Genomic DNA, 20,749 nt, shown 5'->3' with positions numbered 1-20,749 from the left:
ATGGATTATAACTAAAAATGAGTTTGGCTTATCAGGTGCGCCGTAAAACCCCGTCCTTCAGGGCGGGGATACAATGCGCGGTTTTTCGGCTAACTTGGTGTTTGCTGCTGCTCGATGTATTGCCGGATGATCGAAATTGGCGCACCGCCGCAACTACTCGCAAAATAACCCGGTGTCCACAGAACGCCTTTGTAGTAATAGCGCAGTGCGATATCTGGCCGGTCACGGCGAAGCAATCTGCTGGAAACGCCTTTAAGGCTGTTGACCAGATTCGATACTGCGAGTTTTGGCGGGTAATTAATCAGCAAATGTACGTGATCGCATTCCCCGTCCATCTCAACCAGTTCAACATCAAAATCAGCGCATACGCTGGCAAAGTAGCTGCGGAGCTTTTCGATGGCATCCAGATCAAATATTTTTCGTCGATATTTGGCGACGAATACCAAGTGAACATGCATCAGGAAAACGCAGTGTCTTCCTCGGCGAATATCAGTTTCTTTTGTCATAGACCAAAGTATAATAGTACACATGAAACGACTTCAAGCCTTCAAATTCCAGTTAAGACCAAATGGTCAGCAGGAGCGCGATATGCGGCGCTTCGCTGGGGCTTGTCGCTTCGTTTTCAACTGTGCGTTAGCGATCCAAAATGAGAATCATGAGGCAGGAAATAAGTATGTTCCCTACACCAAAATGGCCTCATGGCTCATTGAGTGGAAAACACACCCTGATACCCTATGGCTCAAAGATGCGCCATCACAGCCGTTGCAGCAGTCACTAAAAGATCTGGAGCGCGGCTACAAGAATTTCTTCCAGAAGCGCGCAGCATTCCCCCGTTTCAAAAAAAGAGGTCGAAACGATGCTTTCCGCTACCCGCAAGGGGTGAAGCTCGACCAGATCAACAGTCGTATATCCCTGACAAAGTTAGGGTGGATAAGCTATCGCAACAGCCGTGAAGTCATGGGCGTTGTGAAAAACGTCACGGTCAGCCAGTCATGCGGCAAGTGGTACGTCAGTATCCAGACCGAATACGAAGTGGCTGAACCCGTTCACAACGCCGAGTCAATGATCGGACTCGATGCCGGAATAACGAAACTCGCCACACTTTCAGATGGGACGATATACCAGCCCGTAAATAGTTTTAAATCAAGCCAGCGCAAGCTGGCAAAGTTCCAGCGCCAGTTAAGCCGCAAAGTTAAATTCAGTGCCAACTGGCAGAAACAGAAACGAAAAATCCAGCGTCATCACTCGCACATTGCCAATATCCGGCGCGACTACCTTCACAAAGTCACGAATGAAATCAGCAAAAACCACGCAATGATAGTCATTGAGGATTTGAAGGTCAGTAACATGTCGAAATCGGCAAAAGGTACGGCAGAGCAGCCCGGACGGAATGTCAGAGCCAAATCAGGTCTGAACCGTTCGATACTGGATCAGGGCTGGTATGAAATGCGCCGTCAGCTTGAGTACAAGCAGCTCTGGCGCGGTGGTCAAGTTCTGGCGATACCACCGGCATATACCAGTCAGCGTTGCGCCAGCTGTGGGCATACAGCGAAAGAGAACCGCCTGTCACAAAGTCGATTCGAGTGCCTTGAATGCGGATATACCGAGAACGCCGATATAAACGGCGCTCGTAACATTCTAGCGGCAGGACATGCCGTGCTTGCCTGTGGAGGGATGGCGCATTCAGGCCACCCGTTGAAGTAGGAACCCACCGAGGTGATTCAGGCTCCGGTCTGAACGCGGTAGGAATCCCCGTCCTTTAGGGCGGGGAGGATGTCAACGTTCGCTTTGTTGGTTAATAAAACGGTTAAAGGTCACCTGCAGTGAGTTAATCATATTTGATGACCAGCGTACGGCGCTGTTTTCGGCCATGCTTTGCGGCATCCAGACGGCATAGACAAACAGCGCCATGCACAGCGCGCGCTCCAGTTGATTACCTTTGCGCGGAGCGAGGATCGGCAGACGGAAGCGCCAGCGGCAAGGCCACAGCAGCGGTACGCCAGCAGGGGTAAGCATATCGGCGAGGATATGGCTGAGGTAGCCGAGCACTAACCCCTGCAGCGCATCGGCCGGGATAATCCAGCTTTCCGGCACTTTTAAATAGAACAGCGCCAGCGCGCCGAATACCGCCAGCAGGCTATGGGTGAACCCGCGGTGACCGAAGGCGCGCGCCACCGGCTTTGCAATCCAGCTTAAACGCTGCCCGAGGAAAGATTTAGGGTGATCGATATCGGGCAGCAGACAGGTCAGCACGGCGGAAGGAACGATGTGCCACCAGTCGCCTTGCGCCAGTACAGGGGTTAATTCTGCATTTTTTGCAAATACCGCACAGGCGATAGAAAAGAAGAGGTGGCCTTCCGCCGTCATGATAAAAACCCTAAACTGTCAATTCATACAGTATAGGGTTTTTATACAGTATACGGAAGCGGTGACGTTGTAACTCTTTGTCACAAGACTGACATATCCTGACGACACCGCCGTAGCTTGTGCGGTGTTTACCCGCGCAGATCGGCTACCGTCAGTTGTTCCAGCGATGCCAGTTTGACATCGGCCAGCACAAAGCGCGGATCGCGGCTGTTCTCTTCTTCCGGGACGACGATCGATCGCATCCGCGCCGCTTTACTGGCGATCATTCCGTTGACGGAGTCTTCCAGCGCGACACAGCTCTTCGGATCGACGCCCAACTTAGCGGCGCAATCGAGATAGACCTGCGGATGCGGTTTGCTATAGGGTAGATGTTCGGCGGAGGCGAGGGCATCAAACTGGTCGCGCAGCTCAAACATGTCCAGTACTTTTTCCAGCATAGCTAGCGGTGATGCAGAAGCGAGACCAACCTTGAGCCCCTGCGATTTACATAGGGCTACGGCTTCACGCACGCCAGGCAGCAGCGGGCGCGACTCTTCCACCAGTTGAATCGCCCGGCGAATAATACAGGCGGTGACTTCCGCACGGTCCGGGCCGCTCCATGGCTGCTGGGCAAACCACAAATCGACCACCAGGTCGATACGCAGACCCAGCAGGTCCGGCAGTTCGTCACGGCGGCTAATATCCACTCCGAGGCTTTCCAGCACCTCCAGCTCTGCGCGATCCCACAGCGGCTCTGAATCGATAAGCAGGCCATCCATATCGAAAATAGCGGCAAGAATATTGCGCTTGGCTGACATAAGTTCCTCTCCATTGGCGTAAGTAGATAACGAATTTGTCCATATGGTATATCATACCGCGCTTAAGCAGGCGAAATTCGCCGACGAAGATAGACTTATACCCTAAATAATTCGAGTTGCAGGAAAGCCAGCGCGCATGCAACTTGAAGTATGACGGGTATAAACCTGATGGCATTTCGGGGATTGAGAATATAGCGTCTTAAACAAGGGGAACTCATGACGTATCAACAAGCTGGACGCATTGCGATCATTAAACGCATTTTGGGATGGGTTATCTTCATTCCTGCCGTGCTGTCTACGCTGATCTCCGTACTGAAGTTCATGTACGAGCACAGCGAAAAGAAACCAGGTATCGATGCGGTGATGATGGACTTCGCCCACCTGATGATCGAGATGGCGCGCTTCAATACGCCATTCCTGAATTTCTTCTGGTACAACTCGCCGCTGCCTGAGTTCAAACATGCGCTGAACATCGGCTTCTGGATTATCTATGTGCTGGTCTTTATTGGCATGGCGCTGCAGGCTTCCGGCGCGCGGATGAGTCGTCAGGCAACGTTTTTACGTGAGGGCGTTGAGGATCAGCTTATTCTGGAGCAGGCCAAGGGGGCGGAAGGCTTAACTCGCGAACAGCTTGCCGAGCGTATTGTGGTGCCGCGTCATACGATTCTGAAGCAGTACTTCACCCTTTACGTGCTGCCGATTGTGGTGATTGTGATCGGCTATCTCTTTTTCTCGCTGCTTGGTTTCCTGTAAGCAGGCGAACTGCCCGGCAAGCCGGGCAATGACTTATTCGGCAGGCAGCGCCCGCGGCTTGCCTTCATTATCTACCGCGACGTAGATAAACAGCGCTTCCGTCGCTTTATAGCGCTGACCAAGGGGTTCTGATGACACCTTCTTCACCCACACTTCAATATTAATGGTTATTGAGGTATTGCCGCGCTTGACGCAGCGGGCATAGCAACACACCACGTCGCCCACCGCGACCGGACGTAAAAAGGTCATGCCGTCGACACGCACGGTCACCACGCGACCTCGGGCAATTTCTTTGGCCATAATCGCGCCGCCAATATCCATCTGCGACATGAGCCAGCCGCCAAAAATATCGCCATTGGCATTGGTATCCGATGGCATGGCCAGGGTGCGTAAAACCATTTCGCCCTTCGGGGCGAGATCTGTTGTTGTCATTCTATACTCTGTACTGGTCAAAGAAGATCAGCGCGATGCTACTATGAAAACGGTGTAGAGAGAATAGGGGAATATGTAGCGTAAATTTGCGCAGTAGTCAGGGAAGGCGCGGTACGCGCCTGATTGCGCGTACCGTAGAGAAGATTAGTGCTTGTCGTCCTGCGGCATGTGGCGGTAGATATACACGCCGCTCAGCAGGGTAAACACCAGAGTCAGCGCGGTTAAGCCGAAGACCTTGAAGTTGACCCAAATATTCTGCGGCAGCCAGAACGCGATGTAGATGTTGGCCAGCCCGCATAGGATAAAGAACAGCGCCCAGGCCAGATTCAGCCGCGACCATACCTGTTGCGGTAGCGTCAGCTCTTTACCCAGCATGCGCTGAATCAGCGGCTTCTTCATCACCCACTGGCTGAACAACAAAGCGCCAGCAAACAACGCATAGATCACGGTCACCTTCCACTTAATAAACTCATCGTTATGGAAGAAAATGGTGAGACCGCCGAACACGGCGACCAGTACAAAGGTGATCAGCGCCATTTTTTCGACTTTGCGATAGCGTACCCAGCTGTAAATCAGTACGACAGCGGTAGCGACAATCAGCGCGGTGGTCGCGGCGTAAATATCGTAGATCTTGTAAAAAGCAAAGAACACTACGAGCGGTAAAAAATCGAGAAACTGCTTCATACATCAATTCCGTCGTTCAGGATGAGCCGGGGAGATCCCGGCCCAGATTAAAGTTAGTTGCGGATAAGCATATACAAGCGGAACAAATAGATCAGCAACAGCGCAGAGAACAGGTTGCTGATGGTATTGATAACCACCGCGCCGACGTTTGGCGACAACACGGCAAAGCTCGAAGCCACCAGTAACAGTGCGGTTTTTGCCAGCAACCAGCCAAGCACTGCTGGCGCGACCAAACGCATATTTGCCCATGCCAGACGCATGCTGCCTCGCATGGCGCCAAAGATGCCCATTTTATCCTGCACCAGCATTACTGGCGCAAACGCCAGTACAATGGCCAGCAACACGCCCGGCACCAGCACCAGCATCATTCCCATTTGCACCACGAAGGTGGTGAACAGGATCAACAGCAGCAGTTTAGGTAGAACCGGCGCCGCGGCGCCAATTGCCCGCAGCGCGCTAACGCGATGCCCGGCGGAGATCAATTGGATCAGCAACAACACGCCACCGACGAGGATGGCATTACCCACCAGGCCGGAGAAGGTCGAGGCTGCCGACGCGCGCAGCAGGATTTGCTGCTGTTCCGGCGTCATGTTCTGCACCAGTTCAAACAAACCAGCGCTGCCCGCCAGATTATCGCCTTCGCTAAGGATCGACAGTTGCTCTTCACTGGGTGAAAAGGCATGGCCAATGACTACCGTGATGAACGCGCATAACAACGCAATCAGCAGGATAGTAACGAACTGATTACGAAAAAAATTCCCCGTGTCACGGTAGACGGACTTCGCCGTGATAGACATGCATTCTCCTTGAGTCTTGCAGGTGTTTTAACTAGCCGGCGATTGTACCGCAAAACGTTACCAGGTAGCAGCCTCTGCTGTGGCCACGGTAAGTATATCTTTGTAAAGAGAACCCAGCGGCGGCAGGCCGTAGCGGGCACGGGCGCGATGGCACGCGTCGTTGAGCACGCCGTCTTCGCCGGACATGGCGAATTCGCGACAGGGAGAAGGACGCTGCTGATAGATAGAGCAATGCACTGATTCGCCGATTTCGCCGCTTAAGGCTGAACAGCGACACTGTCGTTGATTGGTGCCGCGCATGCAGCGCAGAAAAGGGGTAAGGGGTTCGGTGAGCTGCGTGGGCACGACGCCGCCGGCGTCGTCGGCTTCAGCCCAGTAGAAGGAGACTCGAAAATACGCACAACAGGCACCGCACGTCATGCACGGGTTGATTTCACTCATAATGACACCTGAAAAAAACGCATCAACAAAATTGTCGGTAATTAAATTATCGACCTGCGCGATCGGCGACAAGAGGGGGCAAACAATTTTTCATGGGGAAAGGTAAAAATTGATGTGGAAGCAAATCAGCGTGTTGCGATCTGCTTCAAAAATTAATCTGGATCAATAAATGTTAAATCTAATGACTTAGTGTGATCTAAAACAGATCAAAGCTAACCCGTTGTAGGTATATTTGCAGCCGCTGAAAAACCATAATGGGGAAGTGGATATGAAGAAAATAGCAGCGGCGGCTTTGGTTTTAGGAACTCTCTCTGGCGGTAACGCCTGGGCGCACGAAGCGGGAGAGTTCTTTATTCGCGCAGGGACGGCGACGGTTCGCCCGACAGAAGGTTCTGACAACGTGCTGGGGAGTCTTGGCGGTTTTAACGTCAGCAATAACACCCAGTTGGGTTTAACCTTTACCTATATGGCGACCGATAATATCGGTATTGAACTGCTGGCGGCGACGCCATTTCGCCACAAGGTCGGCACCGGGCCGACCGGCACTATCGCCACCGTACACCAGTTGCCGCCGACGTTAATGGCGCAGTGGTACTTTGGCGATGCGCAAAGCAAAGTGCGCCCGTATATCGGCGCCGGTATCAACTACACCACCTTCTTTAACAATGATTTCAATGATACCGGTAAGGATGCCGGACTTTCCGACCTGAGTCTGAAGGATTCATGGGGCGCGGCGGGACAGGTTGGCCTGGATTATCTGATTAACCGCGACTGGCTGCTGAACATGTCGGTGTGGTACATGGATATCGACACTGATGTGAAATTTAAAGCCGGCGGTGTAGACCAGAAAGTCAGCACCCGTCTGGATCCGTGGGTGTTTATGTTCTCTGCGGGCTACCGGTTCTAAATTCTTCTGCAAAACTCCTGCAAAACTGGTCATTATATGACCAGTTTTTTCCACTCTTTCCCGCGTGAATCATTGTATCGATCGGCCATTGTTTTACTGGTATGTCCGAGCAGAATTTGAGTATCAATTCCTTGTTCACGATAAAGCCGTTCAGATAACGATCTTTGTTCGTGAAAGCTTGGAGGTGTCCCATTTTTTGACCAATCGTAATCTACCTCATCCCTTGCTTTACTGAATGCCACTGTGAGCGTAGCAGATTTAACTTTGCCACCTCTAACCGATGAGATGCAGTTTCCTGCGGTCCATTCTTTGGTAAAGATATATCCAAACGGGCTCTTGGGCGAAAGCACTGCTTTTCTGAAGGGATGATCCGAATTAAGTTCCAGATGACTGAGGGGTTTATTGAAGAGTGCCTGGCTATGTTGGACATTCGACTGGAGATGGCTCATTAATACGGTATGGGCCTGAAGAGGCCCTCATTTAATGTTATCCAGATAACGAGATGCCTGGGCGGATATTATACTGAGAAATTGCTTTGCCGTAATTCCCCATAGTGCCGGATTAAAGTCAAATTTATACAGTTCGACAAATTCGAGTTCCGGATCACCACTTTTGTTGATGAAATTATGACAATCGTCAATGAGCCCCCTGGCATACTCCGGGCCCTCACATTTAAGGTATTCATCCATCACCTCTTCGATAGTTTCACCGAACAGGTCATAATCCTGATTGAAGTAAGCTCCCATCAAATGGTCTAAATATTTATTAATCATGATTTATCTCAGCACAGGGAACGCGGTTAGTACGTAGTATGGTTTATTATTGTAAATTTGTAGCTCTAGTACGACCCGCATTTTAGATGATTTAATTACGGGACCTGTCGCAGATTCAATACCAAATCCCACTTCCTTACCTGCGAAAAAATCAATATTTAATTTCGCACCGGTTCTTGCTGTTTTTGACCAGTTGGTAATATAAAGGGCATTGAATTTTAAAGCCTGCGAAATAGCCTCTTCTGCTAGACGACTGTTATAAAAAGTGCTACTCCCCGATAGTGTTGGCCTGTTAACCAGACGGGCTCTCAGGGCTTCTTCGCTTAATCCTACATGACGAGATAATGTATGCCCGCCGGGTTTGTATCCAGTGGTGGATTCGTGTTCTGTAAGCTTAATTCTGCCGACGCGAACGGATGCAACACGCACAGCACCGAGAGCCAGGCCAAAGGCAATCGGCACAGCAATATCTACCGTCAGGCCAATATTCATTGCTGTCTTTTCATCTGCACCCAACTGTTGTGCAGCATCAACTGCTAGCTGATAAGCCGCTGTACGAGTGTCGCGACCAGTGATTGTCTGGTCTATTGCCGTATGAAGACTGTCCAGTCCATGGGTACCTACAACAGCACATGCTGCTTTGGTCAGCATGGTAGGGTCTGGCGCAGCACACAACGCAGTAGCACCAACCAGCTCAACGGTACTCATTGCTACATTAAGACCACCAAGCAATCTGTTTTGCAGGGTTTCTGCCTCAGTAACTGTTTTATCAGATATGACTGCCGCCAGTTGAACGGGAGACATTACAACCTGTAATCCGTCACTCATAGTGCTACTCCTTTGTCTTTCAGGATATGGTAAAAAATATTAGTGCGTTACGCAAAAAGTATTGTAGTCTGATAAGAGTGGGCACTTCGACACATCGCTTAACAATCGAAACCCTGCCAACCGGCGGTTTTCTTGCTTTCCGTCGATACGACAGGGGTATTCGCGAGATGCATTGCATCAGTACCCCTGTCATAGCGCCGGAGAATTCTACGCTGGTCTCACTGCTTCAGTTCGTGTCGGGTAGCTTCAGCCAGAAAATGGCTTCTGTCACGATAGCTGGCGTTACCCTTTACGGCATTATCGATGCGCTTAATCAGCGTATCAGGCAGTGAAATATTGATACGTTGTGGCTTGCTTTCGAACTCAGACAAATCAACTTCAACCAGGGCCCAGCTGTCAAAGTCCTTATATTCTGGGTTATCTGCATACACCATATAACCGGCGTCTTTGATTTCATCGACACTGCGCCCAGCATCTTCGTTCAGGCACTCAACGCTTAACAGAATGATTACGGGTGCAAATTTTTATTCATACGCTGGTAATGATGGTTCCTGCGCAATTCTAGCGAAAACAGCAAGTCCAGGCAGTCTCTCTGGGAAAGGTACTGGCTCCGCTTTTGGCAAGGGAGGGAGTGCAGTATCCATTCAGGGCGATGGTATGGCTGCTTCAGGTCGAGGAGCTGGTGGTATCGTTATTGTAATGGAATATTTGTAAGGATAATGGAATAGGGGAATGTCCCCTATTATTATTTTATAGAATTACTGAATAACTCACCTAGTTTCACAATACCTTTCGTATCATAATGAAGGTTATCAGGCCCTTTGGTTAGGTCATCACAGCTAAACCATTTGTAACCCTTCATCTTAATACTTTCTTGAGCCTTTCTAACAATTGGGGTGTATTTGAAATATGGTGCTGGCGATGTTACACGACAGACAGAAAATGTAAGATTATTATTTCCTGTTTCTTTTTTAATATTTTTAATGAAAACTTCAAGGTTATGCTTATATGCTTCTGCATGCTCTTTAGTGATGCCGTCACTTTCGCCTTGCATCCACATGACACCCTTTATGGCTATGTTTTTAGTTTTCTCTGCTGATTTAATTTCAGAAATTGTCTTTTCGTAAAGGTATCCTTTAGGGGCTGAATTCCACTCTAAGGCTAACTTTGTATCACCTGCAGATACTTTAATAATGCCAACTTTTCCTTTTTTTGCTAACTCATGAGCAAAAGATACCTCTGGGCCAAACCCTTTGATCTCGAATGATGAGGGGGATACAGGTATCCATTTCCCGTCTTTATAAATGAGAGCGTTTTTATTAGGTTTTTGCATATTGCTGGGAAGATCAGCAGCTACAGATCTCATTCCAACCATGTTGCTCTGACCAAGTAGGAGATAAACCGGCATGGCGTTAGCCGCCTCTGTTTTTTCACACACAGAAATGAATAAGGCGGATGCCAATGTGACTGCAACAGCATATCTAATTTTCATAAACAACCTAGTTACTTATTTAAATAATGCCATAGAAAACGGCGAAACATGTTGATGATAACCCTCACAAACAAATAGCTGAAGTCCTAAATTGCAACAATGTTCACGTTAAAGGGGCAAGCGGATTCTGTAACACCTATAACGAAATCAAGGCCTATCACGCATCTACTTTGCTTGAAACAACGGATATAAAAACAACTGGTCATCAGGTGACCAGTTGTTTTATCTCTTAGCACGGTGTATGACTCTTCAGCTTCACTCTCGGTATACACCGCTCGCAAAAAAAAGCCCGCAACAAGTGCGGGCGAAAAATACTGGAAGCAATGTGAGCAATGTCGTACTGAATACCTGAGTTGTTTACTCAACTATTCAGTAATGAGAAAGATAATATTTCTCATTTGAGATATCAACCCCAGAGTTTGTGCGGAAGCGAATTTTTTTAATCGAGAGTGAAGACCGTACGTTTCTGACTGTTGTCACACGGCCAGGCCGCCGCGATGTCCCGCAGAGGTAGCGGGGTTTTGGCGATGGTAAATTTACCGGGTACCGCAGCTTGCAGCATTTCGCCGGTCGCCGCCAATAGCTGCGGCATCGATAAACTCCCTATGCCGCTGCCCATTAGCTGTAGCGGCGCGGCGCGCAGAACCGCGCCATTTAGCGCAATATCAGCCCCGGCAAGGGAACCCACCTGCACGTAACGCACCGGCCTATCGCCGGGAGTATGTTTCGCTAGCGCGGGTAGCAGCAGCTCTGCGCTACGTCCCCATAAATAATCCACCACCACATCAATTTGACCGGCGCTGGCCGCCGCAAATTGCGCGCTTAGTGTCTGCTCATCGTCGGTTAAGTTAATGCACTCATCGGCAGATAATGCGGCCAGAGCCTGTGCATTACGCCCGGTGGCAATGACTTTTTTCGCCCCGAGATAGCGGGCAATCTGCACCGCCAGTTGCCCGGCGCTGCCGGTGGCGCCGTTAATCAGCACCGTCTCGCCGGCCTGAAACTGCGCTCGCTTGACCAGCGATGCCCAGGCTGACATTCCCGGATTGGCCATCGCCGCAGCACTCACGTCATCCAGATCATCCGGCAGCGGCAGGCAGTTTTGCCGCGCGACCGGCGCGCGTTGCGCCATACTACCGAAAGGCGCGCTGGGGAAGGCGAAATATACGCGCTGACCGTCAGGGGTTGTACCCACGCCATCAATGCCGACGACGAACGGTAGGTTGCCGTCAAAACTGTAATGGCGCCCGGATGCCCGCGCCTTGACCACGTGACTGATGGCGGCGGCATGGACATCGATCAGCGTGTGTCCGGCTGCGGCCTGCGGCTCGGTAAAATCGGCCCATACCGGACCTTCGTTCAGATCAAACACCACGGCGGCTTTCATCACATTCACTCCTGACAGTAATTACGTGTAAGATGCACATATTGTTCAGGAGAACTATACGCGGTTAACTAATATATGCAAGATGCACATAATAATTACGACGTCACCGATTTTCACAGCGCGCTGTTGGATATCATCAGCGTGATGAATCAACCGCTGCGCGATGAGCAAATACTACAGGCGGCAGGCGTACAGCTTGAGCAGATGCTGTTTCCGCTACTGGTGGCGGTAGGGCGCTACGGCCCGGTGGGCGTGGTTGAACTGGCCGATCATTTGGGGCGTGATTACACCACCGTCAGTCGCCAGGTGAAAAAACTGGAGGCTCAGGGGCTTGCCTGCAAGCAAGCCAATGCCAAAGACCGGCGGATAAGCGAAGTGACGCTGAGCGCAAACGGGCAACGGATGATCGACAGTATCGCCGTTGCACGGCGGCGGCTAATGAATCAGATCCTGGCGGAGTGGCCGGAAGACGAGGTGTTGGCGCTGTTTCGTTTAACGCGTAAATACGCCAACAGTTTGCAGCAGAAATAGCCGCCCGGCGTGATGCCAGGCGGCGAGCGGTCAAGCGGCTTTGGTCGCCGCCTTCAGGCTTTGCACGAAAGCTTTCAACTCGTCGAGCATCTTTTGCGGCTGTTCGAGGTTGCGCTCGATAATCTTAACGATAGCCGAACCGGAGATAGCCCCGGCGGCCCCGGCGTCAATCGCGGCAGTCACCTGTTCCGGCGCGGAGATGCCGAAGCCCTGCAGCGGCGGCGCGGCGTTATATTCCGCCAGTTTTTCAATCAGATGGTGCAGCGGTAGCGCGGCGCGGTTTTCCGCACCGGTCACCCCGGCGCGTGACAGTAAATAGGTATAGCCGCGGCCATAAGAGGCAATCTGGCGCAGTAAATCGTCATCGGCATTTGGCGGGCAGATGAAAATCGGCGCGATGTTATGACGCAGCGCCGCCTGGCGGAACGGCGCCGACTCTTCGACCGGTACGTCGGCGACCAGCACTGAATCCACGCCGACGCGGGCGCACTCGGCATAAAACGCATCAATACCCGGGCTAAACACCAGGTTGGCGTACATCAGCAGGCCGATTGGAATCGTCGGATGCTTCTGACGGATCGCCGCCAGCATTTCGAAGCACTGCGCCGGCGTAACGCCAGCGGCAAAGGCGCGCAGCGTCGCCCCCTGAATCGTCGGGCCATCGGCCAGCGGATCGGAAAACGGGATCCCCAGCTCCAGCGCATCGGCGCCGGCTTCAATCAACGCGTCGATGATTTTTAGCGACTGTTCCGGCCCCGGGTCGCCGAGGGTGACGAAGGGGACAAATGCGCCTTCCTGGCGAGTTTTTAAGTGTGCAAACAGCGTTTCATAACGTTCCATCAGATTTCCCCTCGCGCTTTCAGGATGTCGTGTACGGTGAAGATGTCTTTATCGCCGCGACCGGATAGGTTAACCACCAGCAGCTGCTCTTTTTCCGGATTCTCGCGCATCATTTTCAGCGCGTGCGCCAGGGCGTGGGAAGATTCCAGCGCCGGGATAATGCCTTCATGGCGGGAGAGCGCTTTAAAAGCGTCCAGCGCTTCGTTGTCGGTGATCGACACATAGTCGGCGCGGCCGGTGCTGTTAAGGAACGCATGCTGCGGCCCAACGGACGGGAAATCCAGCCCGGCGGAGATGGAGTAAGATTCCTCAATCTGGCCGTCGGAGGTTTGCATCATCGGCGACTTCATGCCGAAGTAGATCCCAACGCGGCCGTGCTTCAGCGGCGCGCCGTGTTCGCCGGTTTCGATACCATGCCCGGCAGGCTCTACGCCGATAAGTCCAACGCTGGTTTCCTCGATGAAATCGGCAAACATGCCGATGGCGTTAGAGCCGCCGCCTACACAGGCGATAACGGCATCCGGCAGACGGCCTTCTTTCTCAAGGATCTGCGCTTTGGTCTCTTCGCCGATCATGCGCTGGAATTCACGCACGATAGTCGGGAACGGGTGCGGGCCAGCGGCGGTGCCAAGCATATAGTGCGCTTTTTCATAGCTGCCGGACCAGTCGCGCAGCGCCTCGTTACAGGCGTCTTTCAGCGTGGCGGAGCCGCTATGCACCGGGATCACTTCCGCTCCCATCAGGCGCATACGGAAGACGTTCGGCGATTGGCGTTCAACGTCTTTGGCGCCCATATAGATGCGGCATTTCAGGCCGAGCAGAGCGCTGGCCAGCGCCGACGCGACGCCATGTTGACCGGCGCCGGTCTCCGCGATAATTTCGGTTTTGCCCATGCGCTTAGCAAGCAGCGCCTGGCCCAGTACCTGGTTGGTTTTGTGCGCGCCGCCGTGCAGCAGGTCTTCACGCTTGAGGTACAGCGTGGTGCGGGTGCCTTCGGTCAGGTTGCGGCATTTGGTCAACGCAGTCGGACGACCGGCGTAGTTTTTCAGCAGGTCGGTGAATTCCGCCTGAAATTCAGGATCTTTTTGCGCGCTGACGAAAGCCTCTTCCAGCTGGCGCAGGGCAGGCATCAGGATCTGCGGAACGTACATCCCGCCGAATTCGCCGAAATACGGGTTCAGTAAAGTGCTCATTATTGCATTGCTCCTTAATATGCGCGCAGCGTCTGGAAAACGGCAGCCACCAGGCTTGCCTCTTTAATACCCGGCTGCGACTCTACGCCTGAATTGAAATCGAGTCCGGCACAGCCGCTTTTCGCGGCCTCTACACAGTTATCGGCGCTCAGGCCGCCTGCCAGCATTACATTACGCAGGTCCTGGCCTTGCAGCAGGGACCAGTCGAAGCGTTGGCCGCTACCGCCCTGGCCATTGTCAAAGACGTATCTGGCCACATGATTCAGGTTACGCGGCGGCAGCGTGTCGCTGACGCTCAGCGCTTTCCAAATCTGTATCTGCTCCGGCAGCGTCGCGCGCAGGGCGTCAATGTAGGCTTGATCTTCGCTGCCGTGCAGTTGAACGGCGGCGAGCTGCAGTTTTGCCGCGCGAGCGGCGATCTCCCCGATGGGCGCGTTGCGGAACACGCCGACGTAGCTGAGCGGAGCCGCGTCAATCACCACCTGCGCCTGCTGGTCATCAACGGCGCGCGGCGAGCTGGCAACGAAAATCAGGCCGCCGTAGATGGCTCCCGCGTCGTAGGCCGCCTGCGCATCCTGTGGACGGGTCAGGCCGCAGACTTTATTTTCCCCGAGCAGCACGCGCTTAACGGCAGCATTGAGATCCTGCTGTTCCATCAGCGCCGAACCAATCAGGAAGCCATTGGCAAAGTGGCTCAGCTCGCGGACTTCGGCATAGGTATGGATGCCGGATTCGCTGATCACGGTGACATCCGGCCCGAGACGCGGCGCCAACTGACGGGTACGATTCAGATCAATCGACATATCACGCAGGTCGCGGTTGTTAATCCCGACGACTTTGGCCTTCAGCGCAATCGCGCGTTCCAGCTCCTCTTCGTTGCTGACTTCGGTCAGCACGCCCATATTGAGGCTGTGGGCGACGGCGGCGAGCTGACGATATTGATCGTCATCGAGCACCGACAGCATCAGCAGACAGGCGTCGGCCTGGTAGTAACGCGCCAGGTAAATCTGGTAAGGATCGATGGTGAAGTCCTTACACAGAATCGGCTGCGGCGCGACCTGGCTGACGATCGGCAGGAAATCAAAACTGCCCTGGAAATATTTCTCATCGCACAGCACCGAAATAGCCGAGGCGTAGTGCTTATAAACCCCGGCGATAGTCGCCGGGTCGAAATCTTCACGAATCAGTCCCTTTGACGGCGACGCCTTTTTGCACTCAAGAATAAACGCGGTGCGGGCGCCCGCCAGCGCATCGTAAAAATGGCGCCCGGACGGAACGACGTCGTTTTGAAAACTGGCTAATGGTTGTTGTTGTTTGCGGGCTTCTACCCAAATCGCTTTGTCGGCAACGATTTTTGCTAAAACGGTCTGCATTATTTACCCTCTTGCCGCTAATGCGGTCACTCTGTCATAGGCCGCTCCGCTGTGCAGCACATCCAGTACCTGCTGGGCGTTAGCTTTCAGGTCTTCATGCCCGTGTAAACGCATCAACATGGCGACGTTGGCGGCAACGGCGGCCTGGTGAGCGGCTTCACCTTTACCTTGTAGCAAGCGCGTCAGAATGTCACGGTTTTCTTCCGGCGTGCCGCCCGCCAGCTGTTCCTGATGATAAGGCGTCAGGCCGAAGTCGGCGGCGGTCAGCTGATAGCTCTTGATTTCGCCGTTATGGAGTTCGGCGACCACCGTCGGCGCATGCAGCGACACTTCATCCATACCGCCGCTGTGAACCACAGCGGCGCGTTGATAACCGAGCACGCGTAAGGTTTCGGCGATAGGCAATACCAGTTCCGGGCTGTAGACGCCAATCAACGCCAGCGGCGGATGCGCCGGGTTGATCAGCGGCCCCAGCACGTTAAACAGAGTGCGCGTTTTCAACTGCTGGCGCACCGGCATCGCGTGGCGGAATCCGGTGTGGTATTTCGGCGCGAACAGGAAGCAAACCCCCAGTTCATCCAGCGCGGCGCGCGACTTATCGGCATTCATATCCAGATTGATGCCGAACGCGGCCAGTAGGTCGGACGACCCTGATTTGCTGGAGACGCTGCGATTGCCGTGCTTCGCCACTTTTAACCCGCAGGCGGCGGCTACAAAGGCGCTGGCGGTTGAAATATTGATACTGTTGCTGCCGTCGCCGCCGGTACCGACGATATCGGCAAACAGATAATCCGGGCGCGGGAACGGCGCCGCGTTTTCCAGCAGCGCGGTAGCGGCGCCGGCGATTTCCTGCGGTTGTTCGCCGCGTACCTTCATGCTGACCAGTGCGGCCGCCAGCTGCTCCGGCTTCACTTCACCGCGTACGACGGCGGAAAACAGCACGTGGCTCTCCTGTTGGCTCAACGTTTCCGCCTGGTACAGTTTTTCCAGAATCGGCTGCACGACATTCGTCTGCTCCAGTTTCTGCAGCGCCCATGCCAGCGTTTGTTCCAGCAGCAGCGCCCCCTGGGTAGTCAGAATCGACTCCGGGTGGAACTGGAAGCCGCAGACGCGATCGGCGTCGTGACGAACCGCCATCACCATGCCGTTGAAGTTGGCGTTAATGGTCAGCCCGGCCGGAATATTGCTCCCCACCAGCGAATGGTAGCGGGCCACCGGCAGCGGGTTAGTCAGACCGGCGAACATCGCCTGGCCGTCATGCTCAATGCTGGAGGCTTTGCCGTGAAGGATCTCGCCGGCCTGGCCGACATAGCCGCCGTAAGCTTCGACGATGGCCTGATGGCCGAGGCAAATCCCGATAATCGGCAGCTTGCCGCGCATGCGGGTTAGCAGCTCCGGCATACAGCCCGCTTCGCCTGGCGTCCCCGGGCCTGGAGAAAGCATCAGTACCGGGTTGTCCATGGTGCCAATGCGTTCAATCAGCGATTGTGCCGGGACGGTATTGCGATAAATCACCACGTTGTGACCGTTCGCCCGCAGCTGGTCCGCAAGGTTATAGGTAAAGGAGTCGATGTTATCGAGCAGCAGGATGTCGGCCATTAGAAAGTCTCCTTCGCGTGATGGGCCTGAGCAATGGCGCGCAGCACGGCGCGAGCTTTATTACGGGTTTCATCCGCTTCGGATTGCGGAACGGAATCGAGAACGATACCGGCGCCCGCCTGCACGGTGGCAATGCCATCTTCTACGTAGGCAGAACGGATCACGATGCAGGTATCGAGATCGCCATGGGCGGTAAAGTAACCGACGGCGCCGCCGTAACTACCGCGGCGTTTACCTTCGGCCGCGGCGATCAGCTGCATGGCGCGAACTTTCGGCGCGCCGCTGAGGGTGCCCATATTCATGCAGGCGCGATAGGCGTGCAGCACGTCGAGGTCGCGACGCAGTTCGCCGACAACGCGGGACACCAGGTGCATCACAAATGAGTAGCGGTCGACTTTCGTTAAATCCGCCACGTAGCGGCTGCCCGGCGTACAGATGCGAGCGAGATCGTTACGCGCAAGATCGACCAACATCAGATGCTCGGAAAGTTCTTTATGGTCGGTGCGCATTTCCAGTTCAATGCGACTATCGAGATCGCGGTCCAGCGAACCGTCGGCGCGACGGCCGCGCGGGCGAGTACCGGCAATCGGGTAAATTTCAATCTGACGGTTAACGGCGTCGTATTTCAGCGAACTTTCCGGCGAGGCGCCGAACAGGGTGAAATCGTTATCCTGCATAAAGAACATATAGGGGCTTGGATTGCTCTTTTTCAGTACGTCGTAAGAGGCCAGCGGCGACGGGCAGGGCAGTGAGAAACGACGCGAGGGCACGACCTGGAAGATTTCCCCTGCACGGATGGCGCGCTGCATTTTGCGCACAACCGCGCCATACTCTTCATCGCTCTGATCGACATCGCAGCGCATTTCCGCAAGGGTAGTGACCGGTAGCGGCGCAGGCGGCTCATTCAGCTGCTGGCGGAGCTGAGCGATACGTTGCAGCAGGCGCTGCTTTTCATTTGCCAACGGGGTAAACAGACTCGCCTGGATGCGGGTATTTTTGGTCTGATGGTCGATAACCAACAGGGTTTCCGCGAGATAGAAGCAGTAATCCGGGCAGGCGGTGTCGTTGTCAAGCTGCGGCAAATCTTCAAAACCGGCGACCAGATCGTAAGCGAACAGACCACCGAAGAACATCGCTTCGCGTTCCGCCTGCGGCACGCTTACCAGCTCTTGTAACAGACGGAAAGCGTCGAAGACGGATAATGAACACAGGCGCGCATCTTCATCCAGCAAGGCGCTAACCGGCGGGAAGGTTAAGACCCGGCTATGCGGCTGGCGGAGATTGTCAATGCCTGACGGCAGCGCGTTATCCAGCAGATCCAGCAGCGCCGCGCCGTTCGCAGAGAGCGCCTGGAGGGTGACGGTATTGCCAAGAGCGGTGATGCGCAGCGCGCTATCGACCAGCAGCAGGCTTTTTAAATCATCTTTACTATCGATATCCGCGGATTCCAGCAGTAAGGTTGCCGGACGTGCGCCGCACAGTTGATGGAACAACGCCGTCGGGTTTTCCCGGTAGATGGCGTCGCTGGTGAGAAGCTCGAGCGCTGGTTTTGATGTTTGCATTATCATTCTCGCCTGTTCTGTTCATTATTTTGTTCAAAAAAAAGCCCGCTCAGTGGCGGGCCGGGTATCTGTTTGCTGAGTGCAATACGCGATCACGCCGCCCGATTCCAGGAGAGACGCCACCAGCTATGGAGAGTGATAAATTGCGTTTTCATCAGAGATACCCGTTGTGTGAACTTTCGTACTAGTTAACTAGTCCATGAAAATAAAGTCAACCCTTGTTTGCAGATTTTCTTTCTGAGTCGTTATCATAATGCGCTTATTTCTGTTCAGGTTCAGTGGGAGCCATCTTGAGCGACACAAATTACGCAGTCATTTATGACCTGCACAGCCATACCGTTGCCTCCGATGGGCGATTGACTCCAGAAGAGTTGGTACACCGCGCTCACGAGATGCGAGTGGGCACCCTGGCGATTACCGATCATGACAGCGTAGCCGCGATCCCGGCGGCACGCGCCGAAATTGCGCGCGCCGCACTGCCGCTAACACTCATCACCGGGGTTGAGATTTCAACCCTGTGGGAAAATCACGAGATTCATATTGTCGGGTTGAATATCGATATTGAGCATCCGACGATGACACAACTGTTATCGGAACAGACTGAACGCCGCCAGCAGCGCGGGCGTATGATCGCCGAACGTCTGGAAAAAGCGCGCATCCCCGGCGCCTGGGAAGGGGCGTTAACCCTTGCCAACGGCGGAGCGGTGACTCGCGGTCACTTTGCGCGTTTTTTAGTGGAAGCGGGCTTTGCTGGCAATATCGCCGACGTTTTCAAAAAATACCTCGCCCGCGGGAAAACCGGATACGTTCCGCCGCAGTGGTGTACAATAAAACAAGCGATTGATGTCATTCATCATTCTGGCGGCAAAGCGGTGATTGCCCATCCGGGGCGTTACGATCTCTCCGCCAAATGGTTGAAACGGCTGTTGGCCCATTTTAGCGAGCAGGGCGGCGATGCGATGGAAGTCGCCCAGTGCCAGCAGGCGCCGCACGAGCGCGCGCAGTTGGCAAGCTACGCGAAACAGTTTGGCCTGATGGCGTCGCAGGGTTCGGATTTCCACCAGCCCTGTCCGTGGATCGAGCTGGGGCGCAAACTTTGGCTACCCGCTGGCGTAGAAGGGATCTGGCGCAGTTGGGAAGTGGCCGCAGAACAACTTGAGAGGGAAGTATGAGCCAGTTTTTCTATATCCATCCAGACAACCCGCAGGCGCGGTTGATTAATCAGGCGGTGGAAATCGTGCGTAAGGGGGGGGTCATCGTTTATCCAACGGACTCTGGCTATGCCCTGGGATGCAAAATCGAAGATAAAGGGGCGATGGAGCGAATCTGTCGCATCCGTCAACTGCCGGATGGCCACAACTTTACGCTGATGTGCCGCGATTTGTCCGAGCTGTCGACCTATGCGTTTGTCGATAACGTGGCGTTTCGCCTGATCAAAAACAATACGCCGGGTAACTACACCTTCATCCTGAAAGGGACGAAAGAGGTGCCGCGCCGCTTGCTACAGGATAAACGCAAAACCATCGGTATGCGCGTGCCAGCTAACCCCATCGCCCAAATGCTGCTGGAGACGCTCGGCGAACCGATGCTCTCGACGTCATTAATGCTGCCGGGTAATGAATTCACCGAGTCGGATCCGGAAGAGATTAAAGATCGTCTGGAGAAGGTCGTCGATCTGATTATTCATGGCGGCTACCTTGGCCAGCAGCCCACCACGGTTATCGACCTGACGGAAGATGCGCCGGTGGTACTGCGAGAAGGCGTCGGCGATATTAAACCTTTCCAGTAATACTCTCCGTGGGTGGCGCATCAGGCGCCGCTCGCAGGTTAAATGCCTTGCGGCTCACCGCGGTTTGTATCGCGTAGACCTTTTCCCCCTCCGACTGATAGACCAGGATTAAGTTTAACCATTAGCCCATACTTACCCGGTAACGAGTAAGCGGTATGGTCGTATTCAGCGAAATGAAACGCAGAGAAGCATTCATTTTGAAGT

23 protein-coding genes, 2 pseudogenes and 1 other annotated feature are annotated in these 20,749 nt (G+C 53.7%); of the genes and pseudogenes, 7 read left to right on the top strand and 18 right to left on the bottom strand.

What is annotated here, in order from left to right; translation table 11 throughout:
• Positions 1 to 89: 89 nt before the first annotated feature.
• Positions 90 to 506, bottom strand: coding sequence for an IS200/IS605 family transposase (gene tnpA, locus PYR66_13570; protein ID WEF26365.1), 417 nt, complete (start codon positions 504 to 506; stop codon positions 90 to 92).
• A 22-nt stretch (positions 507 to 528) separates the two neighbouring features.
• On the opposite strand from tnpA, the gene PYR66_13565 reads away from it, so the two are divergent.
• A complete protein-coding gene (locus PYR66_13565) occupies positions 529 to 1,704 on the top strand; it encodes a transposase (GenBank protein ID WEF26364.1) in 1,176 nt (391 codons plus the stop codon).
• Positions 1,705 to 1,776: 72 nt separating this feature from the next.
• On the opposite strand, the gene PYR66_13560 is transcribed toward PYR66_13565, so the two are convergent.
• Together PYR66_13560 and hxpB are read right to left on the bottom strand one after the other, a co-directional pair.
• A complete protein-coding gene (locus tag PYR66_13560; GenBank protein ID WEF26363.1) occupies positions 1,777 to 2,367 on the bottom strand; it encodes a metal-dependent hydrolase in 591 nt (196 codons plus the stop codon).
• 128 nt (positions 2,368 to 2,495) lie between these two features.
• Positions 2,496 to 3,164 (bottom strand): hexitol phosphatase HxpB, encoded by a 669-nt coding sequence (hxpB, locus tag PYR66_13555; GenBank protein WEF26362.1) that lies wholly within the window; start codon positions 3,162 to 3,164, stop codon positions 2,496 to 2,498.
• Positions 3,165 to 3,380: 216 nt separating this feature from the next.
• Between hxpB and PYR66_13550 the strand changes: the two genes are divergently transcribed.
• Positions 3,381 to 3,917 (top strand): YniB family protein, encoded by a 537-nt coding sequence (locus PYR66_13550; GenBank protein WEF26361.1) that lies wholly within the window; start codon positions 3,381 to 3,383, stop codon positions 3,915 to 3,917.
• Positions 3,918 to 3,950: 33 nt separating this feature from the next.
• Here the strand turns inward: PYR66_13550 and yciA are convergent, their stop codons facing one another.
• From yciA to PYR66_13530, 4 genes are all read right to left on the bottom strand, one after another.
• Positions 3,951 to 4,349: an acyl-CoA thioester hydrolase YciA gene (yciA, locus tag PYR66_13545; protein ID WEF26360.1), complete on the bottom strand. Its 399-nt coding sequence runs from the start codon at positions 4,347 to 4,349 to the stop codon at positions 3,951 to 3,953.
• Between the two features lie 144 nt (positions 4,350 to 4,493).
• A complete protein-coding gene (locus PYR66_13540; protein WEF26359.1) occupies positions 4,494 to 5,033 on the bottom strand; it encodes a septation protein A in 540 nt (179 codons plus the stop codon).
• Between the two features lie 53 nt (positions 5,034 to 5,086).
• Positions 5,087 to 5,830: a YciC family protein gene (locus PYR66_13535; GenBank protein ID WEF26358.1), complete on the bottom strand. Its 744-nt coding sequence runs from the start codon at positions 5,828 to 5,830 to the stop codon at positions 5,087 to 5,089.
• Between the two features lie 57 nt (positions 5,831 to 5,887).
• Positions 5,888 to 6,271, bottom strand: coding sequence for a YkgJ family cysteine cluster protein (locus PYR66_13530; protein WEF30449.1), 384 nt, complete (start codon positions 6,269 to 6,271; stop codon positions 5,888 to 5,890).
• Positions 6,272 to 6,539: 268 nt separating this feature from the next.
• Here PYR66_13530 and ompW point away from each other — a divergent pair, with 268 nt between their 5' ends.
• Positions 6,540 to 7,178, top strand: coding sequence for an outer membrane protein OmpW (gene ompW, locus PYR66_13525; protein WEF26357.1), 639 nt, complete (start codon positions 6,540 to 6,542; stop codon positions 7,176 to 7,178).
• A gap of 32 nt (positions 7,179 to 7,210) precedes the next feature.
• Here the strand turns inward: ompW and PYR66_13520 are convergent.
• Positions 7,211 to 7,462, bottom strand: a pseudogene (locus tag PYR66_13520) (integrase).
• A gap of 81 nt (positions 7,463 to 7,543) precedes the next feature.
• Between PYR66_13520 and PYR66_13515 the strand changes: the two are divergent.
• Positions 7,544 to 7,630, top strand: coding sequence for a hypothetical protein (locus PYR66_13515; protein WEF30448.1), 87 nt, complete (start codon positions 7,544 to 7,546; stop codon positions 7,628 to 7,630).
• A 24-nt stretch (positions 7,631 to 7,654) separates the two neighbouring features.
• On the opposite strand, the gene PYR66_13510 is transcribed toward PYR66_13515, so the two are convergent.
• From PYR66_13510 to PYR66_13490, 5 genes and pseudogenes are all read right to left on the bottom strand, one after another.
• Positions 7,655 to 7,951: a contact-dependent growth inhibition system immunity protein gene (locus PYR66_13510; protein ID WEF26356.1), complete on the bottom strand. Its 297-nt coding sequence runs from the start codon at positions 7,949 to 7,951 to the stop codon at positions 7,655 to 7,657.
• 3 nt (positions 7,952 to 7,954) lie between these two features.
• Positions 7,955 to 8,779 (bottom strand): hypothetical protein, encoded by an 825-nt coding sequence (locus PYR66_13505; protein ID WEF26355.1) that lies wholly within the window; start codon positions 8,777 to 8,779, stop codon positions 7,955 to 7,957.
• A 218-nt stretch (positions 8,780 to 8,997) separates the two neighbouring features.
• Positions 8,998 to 9,243 (bottom strand): annotated as a pseudogene (locus PYR66_13500) (type II toxin-antitoxin system HicB family antitoxin).
• 281 nt (positions 9,244 to 9,524) lie between these two features.
• Positions 9,525 to 10,271: a sialate O-acetylesterase gene (locus tag PYR66_13495; GenBank protein WEF26354.1), complete on the bottom strand. Its 747-nt coding sequence runs from the start codon at positions 10,269 to 10,271 to the stop codon at positions 9,525 to 9,527.
• A gap of 439 nt (positions 10,272 to 10,710) precedes the next feature.
• A complete protein-coding gene (locus PYR66_13490) occupies positions 10,711 to 11,658 on the bottom strand; it encodes a zinc-binding alcohol dehydrogenase family protein (protein WEF30447.1) in 948 nt (315 codons plus the stop codon).
• 75 nt (positions 11,659 to 11,733) lie between these two features.
• On the opposite strand from PYR66_13490, the gene PYR66_13485 reads away from it, so the two are divergent.
• Complete coding sequence (locus tag PYR66_13485; protein ID WEF26353.1) at positions 11,734 to 12,189, top strand: MarR family winged helix-turn-helix transcriptional regulator; 456 nt, start codon at positions 11,734 to 11,736, stop codon at positions 12,187 to 12,189.
• A 30-nt stretch (positions 12,190 to 12,219) separates the two neighbouring features.
• Here the strand turns inward: PYR66_13485 and trpA are convergent, their stop codons facing one another.
• Genes trpA through PYR66_13460 form a run of 5 tightly spaced genes read right to left on the bottom strand, consistent with a single transcriptional unit; the run spans position 12,220 to position 18,756 of the window.
• Positions 12,220 to 13,029: a tryptophan synthase subunit alpha gene (gene trpA, locus PYR66_13480; protein ID WEF26352.1), complete on the bottom strand. Its 810-nt coding sequence runs from the start codon at positions 13,027 to 13,029 to the stop codon at positions 12,220 to 12,222.
• Entirely contained in the window at positions 13,029 to 14,222 is a 1,194-nt protein-coding gene (gene trpB, locus PYR66_13475; GenBank protein WEF26351.1) for a tryptophan synthase subunit beta, read from the bottom strand. Before trpB ends, trpA begins: the two co-directional genes overlap by 1 nt.
• A 14-nt stretch (positions 14,223 to 14,236) precedes the next feature.
• On the bottom strand, positions 14,237 to 15,595 hold the full coding sequence (gene trpCF, locus PYR66_13470) for a bifunctional indole-3-glycerol-phosphate synthase TrpC/phosphoribosylanthranilate isomerase TrpF (protein WEF26350.1): 1,359 nt from the start codon (positions 15,593 to 15,595) through the stop codon (positions 14,237 to 14,239).
• A gap of 3 nt (positions 15,596 to 15,598) precedes the next feature.
• Positions 15,599 to 17,194: a bifunctional anthranilate synthase glutamate amidotransferase component TrpG/anthranilate phosphoribosyltransferase TrpD gene (trpD, locus tag PYR66_13465; GenBank protein ID WEF26349.1), complete on the bottom strand. Its 1,596-nt coding sequence runs from the start codon at positions 17,192 to 17,194 to the stop codon at positions 15,599 to 15,601.
• On the bottom strand, positions 17,194 to 18,756 hold the full coding sequence (locus PYR66_13460; GenBank protein ID WEF26348.1) for an anthranilate synthase component 1: 1,563 nt from the start codon (positions 18,754 to 18,756) through the stop codon (positions 17,194 to 17,196). Before PYR66_13460 ends, trpD begins: the two co-directional genes overlap by 1 nt.
• Before the next feature lie 35 nt (positions 18,757 to 18,791).
• Positions 18,792 to 18,887, bottom strand: a sequence feature (Trp leader region).
• Positions 18,888 to 19,046: 159 nt separating this feature from the next.
• On the opposite strand from PYR66_13460, the gene rnm reads away from it, so the two are divergent.
• A complete protein-coding gene (gene rnm, locus PYR66_13455; GenBank protein ID WEF26347.1) occupies positions 19,047 to 19,928 on the top strand; it encodes an RNase AM in 882 nt (293 codons plus the stop codon).
• Positions 19,925 to 20,545 carry an L-threonylcarbamoyladenylate synthase gene (locus tag PYR66_13450; GenBank protein ID WEF26346.1) on the top strand — a complete coding sequence of 207 codons (621 nt, stop codon included), beginning with the start codon at positions 19,925 to 19,927 and terminating at the stop codon, positions 20,543 to 20,545. Before rnm ends, PYR66_13450 begins: the two co-directional genes overlap by 4 nt.
• Positions 20,546 to 20,749 lie beyond the last annotated feature (204 nt).

This window comes from Klebsiella aerogenes, from assembly GCA_029027985.1.
GTDB lineage: Bacteria > Pseudomonadota > Gammaproteobacteria > Enterobacterales > Enterobacteriaceae > Klebsiella > Klebsiella aerogenes_A.
The sequence above is the reverse complement of the archived record's forward strand: the minus strand, read 5'-3'. Positions and strand labels throughout refer to the sequence as shown.